This window comes from uncultured Thiocystis sp., assembly GCF_903866365.1.
Taxonomy (GTDB): Bacteria; Pseudomonadota; Gammaproteobacteria; order Chromatiales; family Chromatiaceae; genus Chromatium.
On sequence record NZ_CAIPNF010000174.1, the window covers coordinates 1 to 18,603 of the forward strand.

At 63.0% G+C, this 18,603-nt stretch carries 22 protein-coding genes; 15 read left to right on the plus strand and 7 right to left on the minus strand.

The window, feature by feature from the left end; translation table 11 throughout:
• Nucleotides 1–122: 122 nt before the first annotated feature.
• Together QZY07_RS09590 and QZY07_RS09595 are read right to left on the minus strand one after the other, a co-directional pair.
• Nucleotides 123–902 carry a Uma2 family endonuclease gene (locus QZY07_RS09590; protein WP_295401920.1) on the minus strand — a complete coding sequence of 260 codons (780 nt, stop codon included), beginning with the start codon at nt 900–902 and terminating at the stop codon, nt 123–125.
• Between the two features lie 22 nt (nt 903–924).
• Complete coding sequence (locus tag QZY07_RS09595) at nt 925–1,053, minus strand: DUF29 family protein (RefSeq protein ID WP_295401922.1); 129 nt, start codon at nt 1,051–1,053, stop codon at nt 925–927.
• Between the two features lie 160 nt (nt 1,054–1,213).
• Here QZY07_RS09595 and QZY07_RS09600 point away from each other — a divergent pair, with 160 nt between their 5' ends.
• Together QZY07_RS09600 and tgt are read left to right on the plus strand one after the other, a co-directional pair.
• On the plus strand, nt 1,214–1,924 hold the full coding sequence (locus tag QZY07_RS09600) for an HAD family hydrolase (protein ID WP_295401923.1): 711 nt from the start codon (nt 1,214–1,216) through the stop codon (nt 1,922–1,924).
• On the plus strand, nt 1,924–3,021 hold the full coding sequence (gene tgt, locus QZY07_RS09605; protein ID WP_295401925.1) for a tRNA guanosine(34) transglycosylase Tgt: 1,098 nt from the start codon (nt 1,924–1,926) through the stop codon (nt 3,019–3,021). Before QZY07_RS09600 ends, tgt begins: the two co-directional genes overlap by 1 nt.
• Before the next feature lie 73 nt (nt 3,022–3,094).
• Here tgt and QZY07_RS09610 read toward each other — a convergent pair whose 3' ends face one another.
• Together QZY07_RS09610 and QZY07_RS09615 are read right to left on the minus strand one after the other, a co-directional pair.
• Nucleotides 3,095–4,309: a hypothetical protein gene (locus QZY07_RS09610; RefSeq protein ID WP_295401927.1), complete on the minus strand. Its 1,215-nt coding sequence runs from the start codon at nt 4,307–4,309 to the stop codon at nt 3,095–3,097.
• A 4-nt stretch (nt 4,310–4,313) separates the two neighbouring features.
• Nucleotides 4,314–5,171: a PA4780 family RIO1-like protein kinase gene (locus QZY07_RS09615; RefSeq protein ID WP_295401929.1), complete on the minus strand. Its 858-nt coding sequence runs from the start codon at nt 5,169–5,171 to the stop codon at nt 4,314–4,316.
• A 255-nt stretch (nt 5,172–5,426) separates the two neighbouring features.
• On the opposite strand from QZY07_RS09615, the gene QZY07_RS09620 reads away from it, so the two are divergent.
• Both QZY07_RS09620 and QZY07_RS09625 read left to right on the plus strand, forming a co-directional pair.
• The gene (locus tag QZY07_RS09620; RefSeq protein ID WP_295401931.1) at nt 5,427–5,711 is read left to right on the plus strand and encodes a DUF427 domain-containing protein; all 285 of its coding nucleotides are present in this window, start codon (nt 5,427–5,429) and stop codon (nt 5,709–5,711) included.
• 138 nt (nt 5,712–5,849) lie between these two features.
• Nucleotides 5,850–6,800, plus strand: a complete 951-nt coding sequence (locus QZY07_RS09625; RefSeq protein WP_295401933.1) for a PCP reductase family protein — start codon at nt 5,850–5,852, stop codon at nt 6,798–6,800.
• Nucleotides 6,801–6,911: 111 nt separating this feature from the next.
• Here the strand turns inward: QZY07_RS09625 and QZY07_RS09630 are convergent, their stop codons facing one another.
• From QZY07_RS09630 to QZY07_RS09645, 3 genes are all read right to left on the minus strand, one after another.
• On the minus strand, nt 6,912–7,265 hold the full coding sequence (locus QZY07_RS09630; protein ID WP_295401934.1) for a dihydrofolate reductase family protein: 354 nt from the start codon (nt 7,263–7,265) through the stop codon (nt 6,912–6,914).
• 112 nt (nt 7,266–7,377) lie between these two features.
• The gene (locus QZY07_RS09640; protein WP_295402001.1) at nt 7,378–7,698 is read right to left on the minus strand and encodes a hypothetical protein; all 321 of its coding nucleotides are present in this window, start codon (nt 7,696–7,698) and stop codon (nt 7,378–7,380) included.
• Between the two features lie 4 nt (nt 7,699–7,702).
• Complete coding sequence (locus tag QZY07_RS09645) at nt 7,703–8,659, minus strand: AAA family ATPase (protein ID WP_295401936.1); 957 nt, start codon at nt 8,657–8,659, stop codon at nt 7,703–7,705.
• Between the two features lie 122 nt (nt 8,660–8,781).
• Between QZY07_RS09645 and mnmG the strand changes: the two genes are divergently transcribed.
• The 11 genes from mnmG (at nt 8,782) to atpG (ending at nt 18,540) form a co-directional block, all read left to right on the plus strand.
• Nucleotides 8,782–10,656 carry a tRNA uridine-5-carboxymethylaminomethyl(34) synthesis enzyme MnmG gene (gene mnmG / locus QZY07_RS09650; RefSeq protein ID WP_295401937.1) on the plus strand — a complete coding sequence of 625 codons (1,875 nt, stop codon included), beginning with the start codon at nt 8,782–8,784 and terminating at the stop codon, nt 10,654–10,656.
• Nucleotides 10,656–11,303 carry a 16S rRNA (guanine(527)-N(7))-methyltransferase RsmG gene (gene rsmG, locus QZY07_RS09655; protein WP_295401939.1) on the plus strand — a complete coding sequence of 216 codons (648 nt, stop codon included), beginning with the start codon at nt 10,656–10,658 and terminating at the stop codon, nt 11,301–11,303. Before mnmG ends, rsmG begins: the two co-directional genes overlap by 1 nt.
• Before the next feature lie 7 nt (nt 11,304–11,310).
• Nucleotides 11,311–12,099: a ParA family protein gene (locus tag QZY07_RS09660; protein ID WP_295401999.1), complete on the plus strand. Its 789-nt coding sequence runs from the start codon at nt 11,311–11,313 to the stop codon at nt 12,097–12,099.
• Nucleotides 12,089–13,072, plus strand: coding sequence for a ParB/RepB/Spo0J family partition protein (locus QZY07_RS09665; protein WP_295401941.1), 984 nt, complete (start codon nt 12,089–12,091; stop codon nt 13,070–13,072). Before QZY07_RS09660 ends, QZY07_RS09665 begins: the two co-directional genes overlap by 11 nt.
• A gap of 228 nt (nt 13,073–13,300) precedes the next feature.
• Complete coding sequence (locus tag QZY07_RS09670) at nt 13,301–13,615, plus strand: ATP synthase subunit I (RefSeq protein ID WP_363184015.1); 315 nt, start codon at nt 13,301–13,303, stop codon at nt 13,613–13,615.
• Between the two features lie 10 nt (nt 13,616–13,625).
• Complete coding sequence (gene atpB, locus QZY07_RS09675; protein ID WP_295401945.1) at nt 13,626–14,495, plus strand: F0F1 ATP synthase subunit A; 870 nt, start codon at nt 13,626–13,628, stop codon at nt 14,493–14,495.
• Nucleotides 14,496–14,631: 136 nt separating this feature from the next.
• Nucleotides 14,632–14,883: a F0F1 ATP synthase subunit C gene (gene atpE, locus QZY07_RS09680; protein ID WP_014778974.1), complete on the plus strand. Its 252-nt coding sequence runs from the start codon at nt 14,632–14,634 to the stop codon at nt 14,881–14,883.
• An 82-nt stretch (nt 14,884–14,965) separates the two neighbouring features.
• The gene (locus QZY07_RS09685; RefSeq protein ID WP_295401950.1) at nt 14,966–15,436 is read left to right on the plus strand and encodes a F0F1 ATP synthase subunit B; all 471 of its coding nucleotides are present in this window, start codon (nt 14,966–14,968) and stop codon (nt 15,434–15,436) included.
• Nucleotides 15,437–15,445: 9 nt separating this feature from the next.
• The gene (locus tag QZY07_RS09690) at nt 15,446–15,985 is read left to right on the plus strand and encodes a F0F1 ATP synthase subunit delta (RefSeq protein ID WP_295401952.1); all 540 of its coding nucleotides are present in this window, start codon (nt 15,446–15,448) and stop codon (nt 15,983–15,985) included.
• 13 nt (nt 15,986–15,998) lie between these two features.
• A complete protein-coding gene (gene atpA / locus QZY07_RS09695) occupies nt 15,999–17,540 on the plus strand; it encodes a F0F1 ATP synthase subunit alpha (protein WP_295401954.1) in 1,542 nt (513 codons plus the stop codon).
• Between the two features lie 136 nt (nt 17,541–17,676).
• Entirely contained in the window at nt 17,677–18,540 is an 864-nt protein-coding gene (atpG, locus tag QZY07_RS09700) for a F0F1 ATP synthase subunit gamma (protein WP_295401956.1), read from the plus strand.
• The last annotated feature ends 63 nt before the right edge of the window (nt 18,541–18,603 follow it).

Genomic DNA, 18,603 nt, shown 5'->3' on the forward strand with positions numbered 1-18,603 from the left:
AGCCAGCACGGATCGGCCGGTGGTCCGCGCAGCGGACCCTTCGTAGGGGCCGCTGCGCGGACCGAACAACGGTGTCCGGGCGATGATCGAAGCCAAACCGCGCGGATCGCGCAGGACGCGGTTTAGTCGAAGAGTCGCGCTGGATCATCCACCCGTGCGGCGGCCAGTAGCCAACGTTTCAGTTGTGTCCGGTCCCGACACCCGAGAATGCGCTCCCGACTGGCGGCGTCGATGCAGAGCCCACGGTCGGCGAGCAAGTCGAGGATCGACTCGGAGACGCCTCGATCGATCCCTTCGGTCATGCCACTTTCGCGAATGGCGTCGATACTCTCGTAGCCCGCGCGTTGCAGCAGATTGCGCAGCATCGCGCGATGGCTGGCATCGCGATCATAGAGCGCCTCGACGGGCACTGGATTGCGCAGGATGCCGGGGGCGGTGAGGATCTCGCCGGGTCCGAGCACCCGCACCGGCTGTTTGGGGCAACGTACCTCGACACGCCGCGGCCCCACCAGACGCACCACCCACACCTGTTGGGTGCCGTGATCGAGCAACTCGGCGATCTTGTTTTCCAGTTCCTGTTCGTCTTGCCCCGGCCCGCAATATTCGACGGCGAGCGGCGGCACGCCGGGGATCCAGCCCCGTTCGTCGCCTGCGGCAGCCACGGCGATATCCGGCGCGCGCAGGGTGCCGGTCGTCGGCGTGAAACCGGCATCGACGCCCGCCCACTCCACGTCCGGGTCGGTTTCCAGCGCCCCGCCGCCGGACAGATTGCGCCCCGAATGGTCGCGCCCGGACGGGGCGCAATAAATCGGGTGGCCATTGCTCAGTTCATAACGATCACCCTCGCGCAACTGATCGACGCGAAAGGGGCCATGCGGGATCGAACCTGTCTTCGTTGTCATCTCGGATCTCTCTTGAAGCCGTTTACTCGCTCGCGTTCTGCGCTGCGGGGTAATCCTCCAGTTGGAGCAACTGCTCCAGTGAGTGCGGGCAATCGGTCGGAAATGTCGCCTCGTCGAGGTCGGTTTCCTTGACCGCCAGCAAGAGCGCCATGGGATAAGTCGGCAGTCATCGTCACTCCCGGCCACACGGGCCCGCGCTGGATAGATTCTCCATGGGGAATCATTATAGTCCCCGCACCGTCCCAGACTGCATTTGGCCCTCGACCCCGGTTCCAGGCACAATGCAGCCCTTTGCGACCGCGACCGATGCCATGCCCGCTCCGCCAATTCGTCTCGTGACATTCGACCTGGACGATACGCTCTGGCCCTGCCTGCCGGTCATTCAGGCGGCGGAGGAGGCGCTTCACGCCTGGCTTTTCAGCCATGCGCCGTCGCTCGCGGAAGCCCATGACATCGCAAGCCTGCGCCAGCACCGCCGCCGGATCATGGAAGCGACGCCCGAGATCGCGCACGACCTGGGACAGGTCCGGCACCGCTCGCTGAGTGCGCTGCTGAACGACTTCGGCTACCCGCCCCAACTCGCGGACGCAGCCATGAACCTCTTTTTGGCGCATCGCAACCGGGTCGAACCCTACGCGGATGTCATCCCCGCACTGCGGGCACTCGCCCGGCGCTATTGCCTGGTGTCGATCACCAACGGCAACTCCCAGATTGCGTCCACCCCGCTACGGGGACTCTTCAAGCACAGCATTACCGCCGCCGAGGCCGGCGCGGCCCGACCGGATCCGGCGCTGTTCCGCCGCGCGCTGGAACTTGCCGACTGCACGTCGTCCGAGTGTCTGCACCTGGGCGACGATCCCTGGCTGGATGTCGAGGCCGCGCGCGCCTTCGGTTTGACGGCGGTTTGGATCAACCGCACCGCTCGCGCCTGGCCGCACGAACTGGCGCCGCCGCTCCTGACGGTGACGAACCTGCATCAATTGAGTATCTGGCTGGATGAGCAACTTGACGGAGACGGATGATGGAATTTGAATTGCTTGGCCGAGACAGTCGCGCACGCCGCGGCCGTCTGACCTTCGCGCGCGGCACGGTCGAGACCCCGACCTTCATGCCCGTGGGCACCTACGGCACGGTCAAGGCGATGACCCCGGAAGAACTGCTGGAAGTCGGCGCCGAGATCGTCCTGGGCAACACCTTCCATCTGATGCTGCGTCCCGGCACCGAGATCGTCCGCCGCTGCGGCGATCTGCATCGCTTCATGCACTGGGAGCGCCCCATCCTCACCGACTCCGGCGGTTTCCAGGTCTTCAGCCTGGGCGAGCTGCGCAAGATCACGGAGGAGGGCGTGTACTTCCAATCGCCGGTCGACGGCAGCCCGGTCTTCTTAAGCCCCGAGGTCTCGATGCGGGTCCAGCGCGAGCTGGGATCCGACATCGTCATGATCTTCGACGAATGCACCCCCTATCCCGCCGACGAGGACCAGGCGCGCGCCTCGATGGAACTTTCGCTGCGCTGGGCGGCACGCTCGCGCGCGGCCCATGGCGACAATCAGGCAGCACTGTTCGGGATCGTCCAGGGCGGGATGCACGAGCGCCCGCGCGCCGAGTCGCTGGACGGGCTGCAAGCGATCGGCTTCGACGGCTATGCGATCGGCGGTCTCTCGGTGGGCGAGCCGGAAGCGGATCGGCTGCGGGTGCTGGACTTTCTCGCCGACAAGCTCCCGGCTGATCGTCCGCGCTATCTGATGGGCGTCGGCACCCCGGAGGACATCGTCGCCGCCGTGCGGCGCGGCATCGACATGGTCGATTGCGTCATGCCGACCCCTCATGCCCGCAACGGCTATCTCTTCACCCACCAGGGGACGGTCAAGATCCGCAACGCCGTCAATCGCACCGACGAGGGGCCGCTGGATCCGTTGTGCGACTGTTACACTTGTCGTCATTACAGCCGCGCCTATCTCCATCATCTCGACAAATGCAAGGAGATCCTGGGCGCGCGACTGGCCACCATCCACAACCTGCGCTATTACCAGACCTTGATGCGCGGACTGCGGGAGGCGATCGCCGCCGGCCGGCTCGCTGCCTTTATTGCCGAGTTTGAAGGGTTGCGCGCCGATTAGATCTGGAGAAACCGGCGGTCGATTCCCAGACGCTGAGTCGACGATGCGTAAAAGTGACAACCCGGTTCAGAGGTTATGGTTTGATCGAATGAAAACTGACATGATCGGATCCAGGGGCCATGTTGAACACCTCGCCACTCCCTGTCGCCACGGCGCTTCGTATGGACCAATAATTGTATTCCTCGCTTGGAATCGCGATCGTTTTTTGATGACGCCCAGTAGCGTCGAACACGAAAACGTCAATGGCAATAGAGTCGTCCTGGTCGGCTTCCGTCTTCACGTAGAAGCTCCCGCCCTGATCTTCTCCGAGAAACTCCGCCCCAATGACACCGCTCTTTGGAAGAGACACCGTAACAGAGCGGCCGTCCGGGTAATCGATCCGAACGTTACCGACCTTGTTCCGCCAATCGACCGCGGGAACGAATCGCTGTCCGTCAGCACCAAGGAAACCCTTCGCCACGCCCTCTCCGAGTTGGGCCTCGGTCGGCTGGGCCAATGCCCCGGAGGCGATTGTGGCGATTGCTGTATCGCCTGCCCCATTTCCGCGTATGTAGATGTTACCGTCGACCACCCGCATCGGTCCCCGACTCTTCCATCGAGATGAATCGACTTTGATGGTTGTCAGCACATTGCCGTTTGCATCCAGTTGGCTCAGGGTGTCATCCGTCCCGTAGACGTAAATCAACCCGTCTTTGTCAAACACCACATCCTCGGGAACGATCTCTCCGAGAGCAATGCTTCGCAAATGTCGACCGTCCGGATCGTAAACCTGCAACCGATGATTGACCGTATCGCAAACGAAAAGGTTGCCATGCTGGTCCACCGCAAAAGAAGCCGGTCCCTCGCTCGCGCCTTCAACGCCATCGACCGCGCCAAGTTGATCGTCGCCCGGCCCGTAGGCAACTGAAAAACCGCGTTCTTGACTCGTCGTCCGCTCGACTCCACGCCCGAGTACGATCACCTTCTCCAATTTCCGACCTTCCTCGGTCTGCCGGTAGACGAGCACATTGCTGGAACCGGCGAGCGCCTGGATCGCCTCATCCAGAGAAACCTCGTTAAAAATCCGGATGATCGGAGAGTTTGCCAAACTCGCGCTTTCGATCGTGAAGTCGATGCCGGTCTGACTGCCGAGCCGTTCCAGTGTGGCCGCCAGCGAGGCGCCATCCACGCGGCCCGTGACCAAGCGATCCTTGACCGATAACTCCAGGACAGGATCGGCGGAAGCGGCCGCAATGCCTGGAAGGCAAAAACAGGTTACGAGAAGAATGCGTAATTTTGGGAGGATCATCGGATTAATCCTTGACGATCAGAGTGGTGTCTCGGGCATGACGTCTCATTTCATCCTCCCGCGCATCATTGATTTCTCTCAGGATGCTGTCGAGATCGACCTTTTTATGCTGACCTTTGAAGTGACCGGTGAGTTTCATGTCAGGCGACAGATTGCCGCTCTCGTACAGGTGCCAGATCTCCTTGCCGTAACTGGTGGTCAGCAGTTCGGGCGCGAACTGACCGAAGTAGGCAGCCAGATTGTCGACATCCCGCTCCAGCATCCGGGCGGCGTGATTGTTTGCCGCCGCGTCAATCGCCTGGGGCAGATCGATAATCACCGGACCTTGCGCGTCAATGAGCACATTGAATTCGGAGAGATCGCCATGCACTAATCCTCCGCAGAGCATTTTCACGACCTCCCCAATCAGTAAGCGATGGTACTCCAGGGCCTGTTCCCCGTTCAATTCAAGGTCATTCAGGCGGGGTGCCGCGACACCCTGTTCATCCATGATCAACTCCATGATCAAGACGCCTTCGAGAAAGTGATAGGGTTGCGGTACCCGCACGCCCGCGGCGGCCAGTCGATACAGGGCATCGACCTCGGTATTTTGCCAGACGTCTTCCTGTTCCCGGCGCCCATAGCGGGTGCCTTTTTCCATCGCGCGGGCCTGCCGGCTATTGCGCACTTTGCGGCCTTCGCGATACAGCGACTGCTTATGAAAGCCACGTTTATTGGCCTCTTTATAGACTTTGGCGCAGCGCACCACACCCTCGGAGAGCACCACGTAGACCGCGGCCTCCTTGCCACTTTTGAGCGGCCGAATGACTTCATCGATCAGACCGTCCTGCAATAGCGGTTCAAGACTTTTTGGAACTTTCATCGTCGCCCTTGTGAGCGATGCACGCTTGGCGCTCCCGGATCGGGCTGGGGCGGATTGGCATCGCGAATGATCGTTGCTGGTAAAACGCACGGAACCGACTCGTCCGATCCGCGTCCGTGGGTCCGACCTTCGCCAGACCGGCATCCCGGAAGGCGCGGTCAAACGAGGCGTCGCAGGCTGGAAACGGAAGGTTGCTGACACAATGTGCGTTATATTGACAGCATCGACACGGTATCGCCAATGAGGGTTTGCGCCATGGCCAAAGCGGTTTGGAAGAATCAGACGATCGCCGAAAGCGACACGGTCGTGGAAGTGGAGGGCAACCTCTACTTTCCCCTGGACGCGGTCCGCCGCGAGTTCCTGGAGCCGAGCGAGCGGACGACCCGGTGCCCCTGGAAGGGCGAGGCGCGGTATTACCACATCGTGGTGGGGAACGATTGTAACGTGGATGCGGCCTGGTTCTATCCCAACCCCAAGCCCGCGGCCTCGAACATCAAGGATCATGTGGCATTCTGGCGCGGCGTCGCCGTGGAACGCTAAGGCGTCAGGCGAATTGTGGAAAAGCGCAGACTCGGATTGCATCCGTTCGTGGTTGTCCTGCGTCGTCCGCACCCACTTTGCCAAGCAACCAGTGCATCGCTATAGTCCTGGAATTCAAGTGCGAGGATGGAAGACGGGATGCCCGAGGATCGAACGCCAGACGCGGAAGCGTCGCTGTGGGACCGCTTCGAGGCGTTGTTCCTCGACCGTTTGCAGGGTTGTCTGGAACGTCACGACTTCACCGAATACAGCAGCCATCGTCAGGCCGCCGAGACGCGGATCCTGGCCCGTTCCCGCATCTACCAGGGCGAGAAGCTCGATCGGGCGATGATTCATCAGTACACCCTGAAACCGGGTCGGGGCGGTCTGGTGATCTTCGCCTACCCGCGCCTGGAGTACGCGATTCCCTCCTTTCTGCTGCACATTGGCGGCATGCCGCCGGCGCGGACGCTGCTTATCCTGGATCTCGCGCCCTGCGCCGCGTCGCTGGACATGGCCCCTTTCGGCGCGGTGGCGCGGGCGCAGCGAGCGGCGCTGGAACTCCCCGACGCCGAGGTCGAGTGGTTGCGCCCGGTCACCTCGCCTCACCTCCTGTACTGCCCACTCAAGCCGCTGGAACCCGAGCGTTTTCTTCCGGCCTTCGCGGCCGTCGTCGAGACCTGGCGCGCGGCCTATCTCGAACCCGCCGCGCGCGACGAGGACGCGGCATCCATGAAGGCGCGTGGCGACGCGGTGCTGGCGTTGAAAAAGGTACTCTTTCGCAACGATCCGGCCTTTCCGGTCTTTACCCGCGCCTTCGGTCAGGGGATGTCCGACGTGTTCGCCGAGGCCGCGTTCGGGGGCGATCCGGGGCTGTCGATCGCCGACGCCATCGAGCCGCTGCCCACGCCGGGGAGTTGGGTCAACAAGAAGCTCGGGGTGAGCTGGCGCGCGGACGCCCAGGAACGGGTGCACGAGGCGCCGGCCTTCCTGCGGCCGATCATCCGACGCATCATCGAAAAAGAGGCGGTCAAGGAAGGGACGCCCGTCGTCACGCTGGAACTCGTCCTGCGCTGCGAAAAGAAATATCGCGGAAATATGGAGCTGTGAAGCGAGCGAATCGCATCCAGAGGCAAAGCCTTAAAAGCCGCCGAGTTTCGTGTGGCCCGGTCCAGCCTTGAGAAACCATGACCGTCAGTCCGGTCAACAACTTTTTCAGGGTCAAAGCAAACGCAGCGGCGCCTGCACGGGTTCGTCCTCCGCCGTCGGATTGCCACGCTCGCCCCGCAGATCGAAGTCCCACGGCAGATCCTCGCCCATCCGATACAACCGGTAAGGCGGACGCCGACACGTCTTCACGGTCGGCGACGGCGGCAGACTGATCCCAGAGCGCCCGGACCCGATGAGCACGGGCGCGGTCGCAATCTGCAGACGGTCGAGCTTGCCCGCCATCCTCCAGCGCGACACGGTCACGCCGCCGCCTTCGATGAAGAGGACATGCGGGCCGCGTGCGCGCAGCGCCGACAGCGCATGTTCCAGCGAGTGACCGTCGACGTCCGTGGAGAGGCCGATCATGCGCTCCTCCCAGTCCTCCGCGCGCAACCGCGCAACCGCGTGGACTCGCAGACGATCAGGGTCGGCGCCTCGCAGATCGCCTCGGCATCGACCGCGTCGTTCTGGTTGGATTTCACGAACGGCTTGACGAACGCGGGGCGATGCCGGCCAGGGTGGCGGCGCGAATGCCGTCCGCCTGGCTGCCCTGACTGGCTGCGTGGACGAGGCAAAAGGCCAGCTCGTCCAGCAGGATCAACGCGGAAAGGTTCTTGAAATGATGGACATCGTCGTAAAAGGTGTTGGCCTCGCTGGTGTCGCCCTCCAGGCCATGGACGGCGAGATTCCTCTTGGCCAGCCGGATCCTGGTTCCGGTCTGCTTCCGACCGTGGAAAGTCGACCTGATCCGGGCACGGGCTCGGTGCCCCCGCAGGGGCGGCGTGCCGTCCCTGCACAAGATCTCAAAGGGGTACGTTATTCAGGATGTGGGAGGCCACTTCATCCCCTCCAATCCGCTGCCCCGGTTCACCGCCTGTCAGGCGGTGTGTGACGCAGGCGGACAGCACGGCCTGGATATCCTCTGGAATCGTATAGTCACGATCCGCAAGCAGAGCCCAGGCTTTGGCCGCGCGCAGGATCCCCAGCCCCGCGCGGGGCGAAAGTCCATAGGCGAAGCGCTCGGAGCCGCGGGTGAACTGGAGAATGGCGTGTACGTAGTCGATGATGGGCCGCGCCGCATGGATGTCGGCGACCCGCTGCTGAAGCTCCAGAAGTTGAACATTGCTGAGCACTGGCGCCTGGCGCGCGACCATGGCGCGGCGATCCTCGCCGGCGAGCAGCCGCTTTTCCTGCTCGGCGTTCGGATAGCCCAGGTGGATACGCATCAGGAAGCGGTCCAACTGGGACTCGGGCAGCGGAAAGGTGCCGACCTGAAAGAGCGGATTCTGGGTGCCGATGACGAAGAAGGGTTCCGGCAGGGGGCGGGTCTCGCCCTCGACCGTCACCTGGCGTTCCTCCATCGCCTCCAGCAGCGCGCTTTGGGCCTTGGGCGTGGCCCGGTTGATTTCGTCGGCCAGCACCAGTTGCGAGAAGATCGGGCCGGGATGGAAGCGGAAACCCTCGGCGGCGCGGTCATAGACCGAGACCCCGATAACATCGGCGGGCAACAGATCGCTGGTGAACTGGATGCGCGCATAGTCCAGACCCAGCAGGCGCGCGAGCAGGTGGGCAAGGGTAGTTTTGCCCACCCCCGGTAGATCCTCGATCAGCAGGTGGCCGCGCGCCAGCAGGCAGGCGAGCGCGAGTCGCAGTTCGCGATCCTTGCCGAGGATCACGGCGCTGGCGCTGTCCAGGATCGCGTCCGGGAGACTGACGTCGCGTTGCGGTTGCCGCTGCGGCTGGCGGTGCGACAGGCTCATCGGTCGCTCGCTCCGGTGCGGACGCGTTGGCGCCCGGAGGCGAAAAAGTCTCTCTTTTCAATCGGCTCAGTCGTCCCGATTTGGGTTACACTAGCAGGCTTCATTGGCTCAGGCTTCCTGTCATGATGGCGAGCGATCAATACGATGTGGTGGTGGTTGGGGGCGGTCACGCCGGCACCGAGGCGGCGCTGGCGGCGGCTCGCTGCGGGGCGCGCACCCTGCTGCTGACCCAGAATATCGAGACGCTCGGCCAGATGAGCTGCAACCCGGCGATCGGAGGCATCGGCAAGGGGCACCTGGTCAAGGAGATCGATGCACTCGGCGGTCTCATGGCCCGTGCCGCCGATCGCGGAGGCATCCAGTTCCGCATCCTCAACGCCAGCAAGGGGCCGGCGGTGCGCGCCACCCGCGCCCAGGCGGATCGCGCGTTGTACAAGGCCGCCGTGCGGGTCGCGGTCGAGAATCAGCCCGGTCTGTCGCTGTTTCAGCAGACGGTCGATGACCTCCTCGTCGAGCAGGATCGCGTGATCGGCGTCCAGACCCGGATGGGCCTGCGTTTCATGGCCCGCGCGGTCATCCTCACGGTCGGCACCTTTCTCGGCGGGCGCATTCATGTGGGGCTCTCCAACGATGAGGGCGGGCGGGCCGGCGATCCACCCGCCAATGCCCTGGCGCGGCGTCTGCGCGAGCGGCCCTTTCGGGTCGAACGGCTCAAGACCGGGACGCCGCCGCGCATCGACGGGCGCACCATCGATTACAGCCGGCTCGTCGCGCAGCCCGGCGACGAGCCGGTGCCGGTCTTTTCCTACCTGGGGAGCGCCAGCGATCATCCGCGCCAGATCAGTTGTCATCTCACGTCCACCAATGAGCGCACACACGACATCATCCGCTCCGGTCTCTCCCGCTCGCCGCTGTTTACGGGGCTGATCGAAGGTGTCGGCCCGCGTTATTGTCCATCGATCGAAGACAAGATCGTGCGTTTCGCCGACAAGACCTCGCATCAGGTGTTCGTGGAGCCGGAAGGGCTTGAGACCCATGAAGTCTATCCGAACGGCATTTCCACCAGCCTGCCCTATGATATTCAGGAGTCGCTGGTACGTTCCATCCCGGGGTTCGAGCGGGCGCATCTGACGCGCCCCGGTTATGCCATCGAATATGACTTTTTCGATCCGCGCGATCTGTCGCCGACGCTGGAAACGCATCATCTGCGGGGGCTCTTTTTCGCCGGGCAGATCAACGGCACCACCGGCTACGAAGAGGCCGGCGCCCAGGGTCTGCTGGCCGGCGCGAACGCGGCCCTGCGGGTCCAGGAGCGCGAACCCTGGCTGCCGCGCCGCGACGAGTCCTATCTGGGGGTGATGGTCGACGATCTCGTCACCCGCGGAACCAGCGAACCCTACCGGATGTTCACCAGCCGCGCCGAGTATCGGCTCACGTTGCGCGAGGATAATGCCGATCTGCGTCTGACCGAGACCGGCCGCCGGCTCGGTCTGGTGGGCGAGGCGCAGTGGCGGCACTTCGCGTCCAAGCGCGAGGCGATCGAGCGCGAGCGTCAGCGGTTGCGCGAGACCTGGATCCGGCCCGACACCATCGATCAGACCCTCGCGGCCGAGGTGCTCGGCGAGCCCCTGCGCCGCGAGGCGCGGGCGCTGGAACTCCTGGCCCGTCCCAATGTGGGCTACCAGGGTATCCGCCGGTTGATTGGCGAGCCGCCGGAGCCGGTCGCGGCGGCGGTGAGCGAGCAACTGGAGATTCAGTCCCGCTATGACGGGTACATCACGCGCCAGCGCGCCGAGATCGACCGTCAGCGCGAGCAGGAAAGCAAGGTGCTGCCCGAGGGGTTCGATTTCGATCGGGTGCGCGGTCTCTCGAAGGAGGTGTGCGAGAAATTCAAGCGGGTCCGGCCCGTCACCGTGGGGCAGGCCGCGCGCATCCCCGGCGTGACCCCGGCGGCGGTCTCGCTGCTCCTGATCCACCTCAAGCGTCAGTCCGCCTGATGGGAGCGGGCGCGGCCGAACCGTCGGCGATCGAGGAGCGGCTGGTCCTGGGGGCCGCGCGGTTGGGACTGACGCTGACGCCGGACCAGCAATCGCGGCTGCTCCAGTTTCTGGCCCTCCTGGCGCGCTGGAATCAGGTCTACAATCTGACTGCGGTTCGCGATCCTCTTGAGATGGTCGCGAAACATCTGCTCGACAGTCTCGCGATCCAGCCCTTCCTGTTCGGCGACAGCGTGCTCGACATCGGGACCGGCGCCGGTCTGCCGGGGTTGCCGCTGGCGATTCTGGAGCCGGCTCGCCGCTTCGCGCTGCTGGACGGCAACGGGAAAAAGATCCGTTTCGTGCGCCAGGCGGCGATGGAACTCGGGCTCGACAACGTCGCGCCCGTCCAGGCGCGCATCGAGACGTACCGACCGGATCGAAAATTTAGTACCATCGTCAGCCGCGCGGTCGCGGAAGCCGATCTTCTCTGTGTCCTGAAGGCCGATCTGCTCGCGTGTCCTGGCCGGCTGCTCTTGATGAAGGGGCGCCATCCGGACGCATCGCCAGTGAATCGGGGATGGCCGTCTACAGCACTGACTGTCCACCGTCTGAATATTCCTTTCCTCGACGTACCCCGTCATTTGATCGAACTCCGGAGTGACTGAGCCGACCATGGTCAACATCATCGCGATCGCCAATCAGAAAGGCGGTGTCGGCAAGACCACGACGGCGGTCAATCTGGCCGCCTCGCTGGCGTCCATGAAGCATCGCGTGCTGCTCGTGGATCTGGATCCCCAGGGCAATGCCACCATGGGCTGCGGGATCGACAAGCACGCGCTCGACTCCACGGTCTGCGATCTGCTGTTGAGCGACATCTCTCCCGCCGACTGTCTGAAGCGTATTGACGAGCCGTCGCCAGGGTTCGATCTGCTGCCCTCGAATGCCGACCTGACCGCCGCCGAGATCGGCCTGCTCGATTCGCCCGACCGCGAGCGGCGTCTGCTCAAGGTGCTGGCCAGCGTGGCGGGCGCCTACGAGCTGGTCATCATCGACTGTCCGCCGTCCCTGAACATGCTCACGGTCAACGCGCTGGTCGCGGCCCAGGGGGTGCTGATCCCGCTTCAGTGCGAATACTATGCGCTGGAGGGGCTGTCTTCCCTGATCGACACCATCGAGCAGATCCGCGTGAGCCGCAATCCGGAACTGCGGATCGAAGGCATCCTGCGTACCATGCACGATCCGCGCAACAATCTGGCCAATCAGGTCTCGACGCAGCTCATCACCCATTTCAAGGACCAGGTCTACCGTACCGTGATCCCGCGCAATGTGCGTCTGGCCGAGGCGCCGAGCCACGGTCAGTCGGTGCTACTCTACGATCCGTTGTCCAAGGGGTCCATTTCCTACTTGGCGCTCGCCAGCGAAGTCCTGCGGCGCCTGGATAAACGCCTGCATGCCGCCTGACCAGACACGCACCATGGATATCGATCACAAGCAACCGATGAAAAAAAGGGGACTGGGCCGAGGGCTGGATGCGCTGCTGGGCGCCGCGCGCGCGCCCGAGGTGCCGATCGCGTCGTCCGCGGGGACGCTCGTCGAAGACCCTGCGTCTGACGCGCGTCCGCATCTCCCGAACAGCGAGCGCCTCACGCATTTGCCACTGGAGCGGATCCAGCGGGGACGCTATCAACCGCGTCGGGACTTCGATCAGGAGGCGCTGCGTGAACTGGCCGATTCCATCGTCGCCCAGGGCGTGATTCAGCCGATCGTGGTCCGTCCCCTGGCCGGGGCGTCGGCGGGCGAGCAACGCTATGAAATCGTTGCCGGCGAACGTCGCTGGCGCGCCTGCCAGATCGCGGGTCTCGCCGTCATTCCGGCGGTGGTCCGCGAGGTGGACGAGCCGACGGCGCTCGTGATCGGACTGATCGAGAATATTCAGCGTGCCGACCTCAATCCGCTCGAAGAGGCTGCTGCGCTGGATCGGCTCATCACCGAGTTCGGCCTGACCCATCAGCGGGTCGCCGAGGCGGTGGGTAAATCCCGCACGACGGTCACTAATCTGCTGCGGCTACTGGACCTCAATGCCGATGTCAAGACCCATGTGGAGCAGTCGCACCTGGAGATGGGGCACGCCCGCGCGCTGCTTGGTCTGAAGGGCGCCGCGCAGAGCAAGGCCGCCGAGCAGGCGGTCGCCGCCGGTCTGTCGGTGCGCGAAACCGAGCGGCTCGTGCGTCGCCTGCAGCAGAGCGATGACTCCAGCGAACCCGTCGCGCGGCCGTCGGATACCGACCCGAACATTCATCGTCTGCAGACCGATCTGACCGACCGGCTCGGCGCCCAGGTCCAGATTCGCCATGGCAGCCGGGGGGCGGGAAAGCTGGTGATTGCCTATCACAGTCTGGACGAGCTCGACGGCATCCTCGCGCATATCCAATGAGTGCGGCGAAACCGCCCGCGTCACGCGGGGCGTCGTTGCACAGGATCCCGAATCCGGCGATCGGCGCTGTTTAAAACGCATGGGTTGCGTTGACCCTCTATCGGCAACCCCTTATACTGCGCGCTCGGTGAACGGCGTGCTCACCCCACTGAAGACGATCTCATGCAACAGCCGGGGGCTTTCCAGGCCAAAAGGATTCTGAAAATCCAGTTTGCGTTTGGATTGGCGATGACGATTCTCGCCCTGCCGTTCGGCAATTCGGTTGCCATTTCCGTTCTGGTCGGGTCGGGAACCTGTCTGCTTGCAAATAGTTTGCTTGCGGTCTGGGTCTTTCGCGAATATCGGGCAGCCGAGACCGCGCGCCTGGCCATGCGCTTTTATCGCGGCGAAGCCGCTAAGATCGCATTGATTCTCGGCTTGTTTGCCACCGCTTTCGCGGTGATCGATAACCTTAATCTTCCGGTCATGCTTGGGGCCTATGTTGCCGTCCAAGTCATACCAACCCTGATCGCCGCCCAATTCGGCAGTCGAAACATGACGTGAGAGATGATTGATGTCCTCTTCCGAAGCGCTCACCTCCCAGGGATATATCCAGCACCATCTCACGAACCTGACTCTCGGTGTCCATCCGGAGCATGGGTTCGGCTTCGCGCATTCGAGCGCCGAAGCCGCTGACATGGGGTTCTGGGCCATCAATGTCGATACGATGTTCTTCTCGATCCTGCTGGGTGGCCTGTTTATCTGGTTTTTCCGGGGCGTCGCCGAACGCATCACGGCTGGCGTGCCAGGCACGGCACAGAATTTTGTCGAATGGATCGTCGATTTCGTGGAAGAAAACGTGCGTGGTTCATTCAGTGCCCGGAACCCCATGGTCGCGCCGCTGGCGCTGACCATCTTCGCCTGGGTCTTCATGATGAATCTGATGGATCTGCTGCCGGTCGATCTGCTCCCGTATCTCTTCGGGCAGTTCCTGGCGGTCTTTGGCGCCGATCCGCATCACGTTTTCCTCAGAGTCGTCCCGACCACCGACCCGAACGCAACCTTCGGCATGGCGCTGATGGTCTTTTTTCTGGTGCTCTATTACAGCGTCAAAATTAAGGGGGTTGGCGGCTTCCTGGGCGAATTGACCCTGCAACCGTTCGGCAAGTGGGGCATGCCCGCCAATCTGCTGCTCGAAGGCATCAGCCTGCTCTCCAAACCGCTCTCGCTGGCGCTGCGTCTTTTCGGAAACATGTATGCCGGCGAGATGATCTTCATTCTGATCGCGCTGCTCTATGGCGGCGGTGTCGTGCTCAATCTGACCGGCGGCCTGCTGCAGTTCGTCTGGGCCGTCTTCCATATTCTGATCATCACGCTCCAGGCATTTATCTTCATGGTGCTGACCATTGTGTATCTCGACATGGCGCATCAGGAGCACCACTGATCAACGGCGTGCTTGATCGATGCATCGCCGATCAAGGATTCGGCTCGACCGATGTTTTTCAACCGATGACTTTTTCACACTCGGCGATCGTTTCGCAACGGGCGATTCGTCGCAACACTTAAACCTGGGGGAACTCATGGAACTCGAAGTCGCACAAGCATTCGCAATGGCCATCAAATACATCGGCGCTGGTCTCATGCTCGGTCTGGGCGCGGTTGGCGCTGGCGTGGGTATCGGCGTCCTGGGTGGCCGCTTCCTGGAAGGCGCCGCGCGTCAGCCGGAACTCATCCCGATGCTGCGCACCCAGTTCTTCATCGTCATGGGTCTGGTCGACGCGCTGCCCGTCATCGCGATCGCCATGGGTCTGTATCTGATGTTCGCTGCCTAATCGACGTCCCGCTCCCGCCAGGGTCGCGGCGTATCCGCCGGTCACCCTGATTCGGCACGAGGCATAGGCACGAGGCAACGCTATGAATATCAATCTGACTCTGTTTGCCCAGATGATCGCCTTCGCGGTGTTCGTCGGGTTCTGTATGAAGTATGTCTGGCCGCCCATCGTCAATGCATTGGCGGAGCGCAAGACCAAGATCGCCGAGGGCCTTGCCGCTGCCGAGCGTGGCCATCAGTCAAAGGCGTTGGGCGAACAGCGCGCGCTGGAACTGATGAAGGACGCCAAGGCCGCGGCGGCTGAGATCGTCGGTCAGGCCCAGAAACGGGCCACCGAGATCGTCGAGGAAGCCAAGGGCGACGCGCGCGCCGAAGGCGGTCGTCTGGTGGCCTCCGCGCAGGCGGAAATCGATCGCGAGACCAATCGCGCCCGCGAGGAACTGCGTGAGCGGGTCGCGTCGCTTGCCGTTGCGGCGGCGGAAAAGATCCTCCAAAAAGAGATCGATGTCGCGGCGCACCGTTCGCTCGTCGACTCGTTCGCCAAGCAGCTCTAGGGATCACCCATGGCCGGAGACATAACCACCATCGCACGTCCCTATGCCGAAGCGGTGTTCGAGCGCGCCAAGGAGACCGGACAGATCGATGCCTGGTCGCAGGCGCTGGAACTGCTGGCGGCGGTGACCGCGGATGCCAATCTGGCCGCCCAGATCGGCAACCCGAACATCCCTCGGGAGCGCGTGCTCGAAATCATCCTTGAGGTCTGCGGAGAGGGTCTTCATGCGGAGGCCGCGAATTTCCTGCGCCTGCTGTCGCGCAATGCGCGTCTGACCGCAATGCCCGAGATTGCACGCCTCTTCGAGGTCAGCCGCACCGCCGATCAGGGTGTGAGTCATGTGCTGATCCGCAGTGCCTTCGATCTCGGCGACGATGAGCTGGAGTCACTCTCCGCGGCGCTTACCAAGCGCTTCGGCGGTCAGGTCGACCTGACGGTCGAGACTGACAGCGCGCTGATCGGTGGGATCGAGATTCGCGCCGGGGACCTCGTCATCGACGACTCGGTTCGCGGAAAGATCAAGCAACTGGCCCACGCTTTGCAATTCTGAACTGGACACCGCCATGCAATTGAATCCATCCGAGATCAGCGATCTCATCAAGCAGAAGATCGAGAAACTCGACCTTCAGACCGAGGCCCGGACCGAAGGTACCATTGTCAGCCTGACCGACGGTATCGTTCGTATTCACGGCCTGTCGGACGCCAAGTACTACGAAATGCTGGAGTTTCCGGGTGGTGCCAGTGGTCTGGCGCTGAATCTGGAGCGCGACTCGGTCGGCGCGGTCATTCTCGGTGACTACACCCACCTCTCCGAAGGTGACTGGGTTCGTTGTACCGGTCGTGTCCTGGAAGTACCGGTTGGCGAAGGGCTGCTCGGTCGCGTCGTGGACTCGCTCGGCGCCCCCATCGATGGCAAGGGACCGATCAATGCCTCTGGAACCTCGCCGATCGAAAAGGTCGCGCCAGGCGTCATTGCCCGTCAGTCGGTCGATCAACCCGTGCAGACGGGGATCAAGGCGATCGACGCCATGGTTCCGGTGGGCCGCGGTCAGCGCGAGCTGATCATCGGTGACCGCCAGACCGGCAAGACCGCAGTCGCCGTCGACGCCATCATCAACCAGAAAAATACTGGCGTTAAGTGTATTTATGTCGCCGTGGGGCAGAAAAACTCCTCCATCGCGGCCCTGGTGCGCAAGCTCGAAGAGCATGGCGCCATGGATCACACCATCATCGTGGCCGCCGCCGCCGCCGAATCCGCCGCCATGCAGTTCATCGCGCCTTACGCCGGCTGTACCATGGGCGAGTATTTCCGCGACAAGGGCGAGGATGCCTTGATCGTCTATGACGACTTGACCAAGCAAGCCTGGGCCTATCGTCAGGTCTCGCTGCTGCTGCGTCGTCCACCAGGCCGCGAAGCCTATCCGGGTGACGTCTTCTATCTCCACTCCCGTCTGCTGGAACGCGCCGCGCGCGTCAATGCCAACTACGTGGAGAAGGCGACCGGCGGCAAGGTCACCGGCAAGACCGGCTCGCTCACCGCGCTGCCGATCATCGAGACTCAGGCCGGCGACGTGTCCGCCTTCGTGCCGACCAACGTGATCTCGATCACCGACGGCCAGATCTTCCTGGAAACCGACCTCTTCAACTCCGGTATCCGTCCGGCCATCAACGCGGGCCTCTCGGTGTCGCGTGTCGGCGGCGCGGCCCAGACCAAGATCATCAAAAAGCTCGGTGGCGGTATCCGTCTGGCGCTGGCCCAGTATCGCGAGCTGGCGGCCTTCTCGCAGTTCGCCTCCGATCTCGACGAAGCGACCCGCAAGCAGTTGCAGCGTGGCGAGCGCGTCACCGAACTCATGAAGCAGACCCAGTACTCGCCCATGGGCGTGGGTCAGATGGCGGTCTCGCTGTTCGCCGCCAACGAAGGCTATCTGGACGACGTGGATGTCAAGAAGGTCGTGGATTTCGAGCGCGCCCTGCAAAGCTATATGAAGTCGGCCCAGGCCGAGTTGCTCGCGAAGATCGACGACACCGGCGATTACTCCGATGACATCCAGCAAGCGATGCATGCGGCGATCAAGGACTTCAAGGCCAACAATACCTGGTAACGGCCGTCAGCCACCAGCCACCAGCCTCCAGCAAAGAGGTCGGCGGCTGGCAGACTGCGTCTCGACATCCATCGAACCTCTGCGAGCCACCAGCCCACCGGCTGGCGGCTGGAAGCTGGAGGCTGGGAGCTAAGCAATGGCAGGCGCCAAAGAAATCCGTACCAAGATCGCAAGCATCAAGAGTACGCAGAAGATCACCAAGGCCATGCAAATGGTCGCGGCCTCGAAGATGCGCAAGGCTCAGGAGCGCATGTCGGCCTCTCGGCCCTATGCGGAAAAGATGCTTCAGGTGATCAGTCACCTCGCAAAAGCCACGCCCGAATACCGTCATTCCTTCATGGCCACGGAGCGTGAGATTAAGCGTGTCGGCTATATCGTGGTTTCCTCCGATCGCGGTCTCTGCGGCGGTCTGAACAGCAATCTGCTTCGCCGCCTGGTGGCCGATGTCAAGGAACGTCAGGCGGCGGGGGTCGAGCCCGTGTTCTGCGCCATCGGTTCCAAGGCGCTCGGCTTTTTCAAGCGTTTCGGGGGGCAACTCATCAGTCAGGCGACGCATCTGGGCGACAAGCCGCATATCGAGGATCTGATCGGCACGGTCAAGGTCATGCTCGATGCCTACGAGGCCAAAGAGATCGATGCGATCTATATCGTGGGCAATGAGTTCGTGAACACCATGACGCAGCGTCCACTGATCCGCCAACTGGTTCCGATCGCTGGTGAGGCGCGGGATCCGATGCCCTACCACTGGGATTACATCTACGAGCCGGATGCGCGCACGGTCCTGGATGCGTTGCTCACCCGCTATCTCGAATCGCTCGTCTATCAGGCGGTGGTCGAGAATAGCGCCTGCGAGCAGGCCGCCCGGATGGTCGCCATGAAGTCCGCCTCGGACAATGCCGGCAATCTCATCGGCGAGCTTCAGCTCGTTTATAACAAAGCGCGCCAGTCCGCGATCACGCAGGAAATCTCCGAGATCGTGAGCGGCGCCGCCGCGGTCTAACCGCCGGTGGCTGACGCGGATGACCCGCGCCCGATCGACCGATCAGGGCGCGGGTGATCGAGG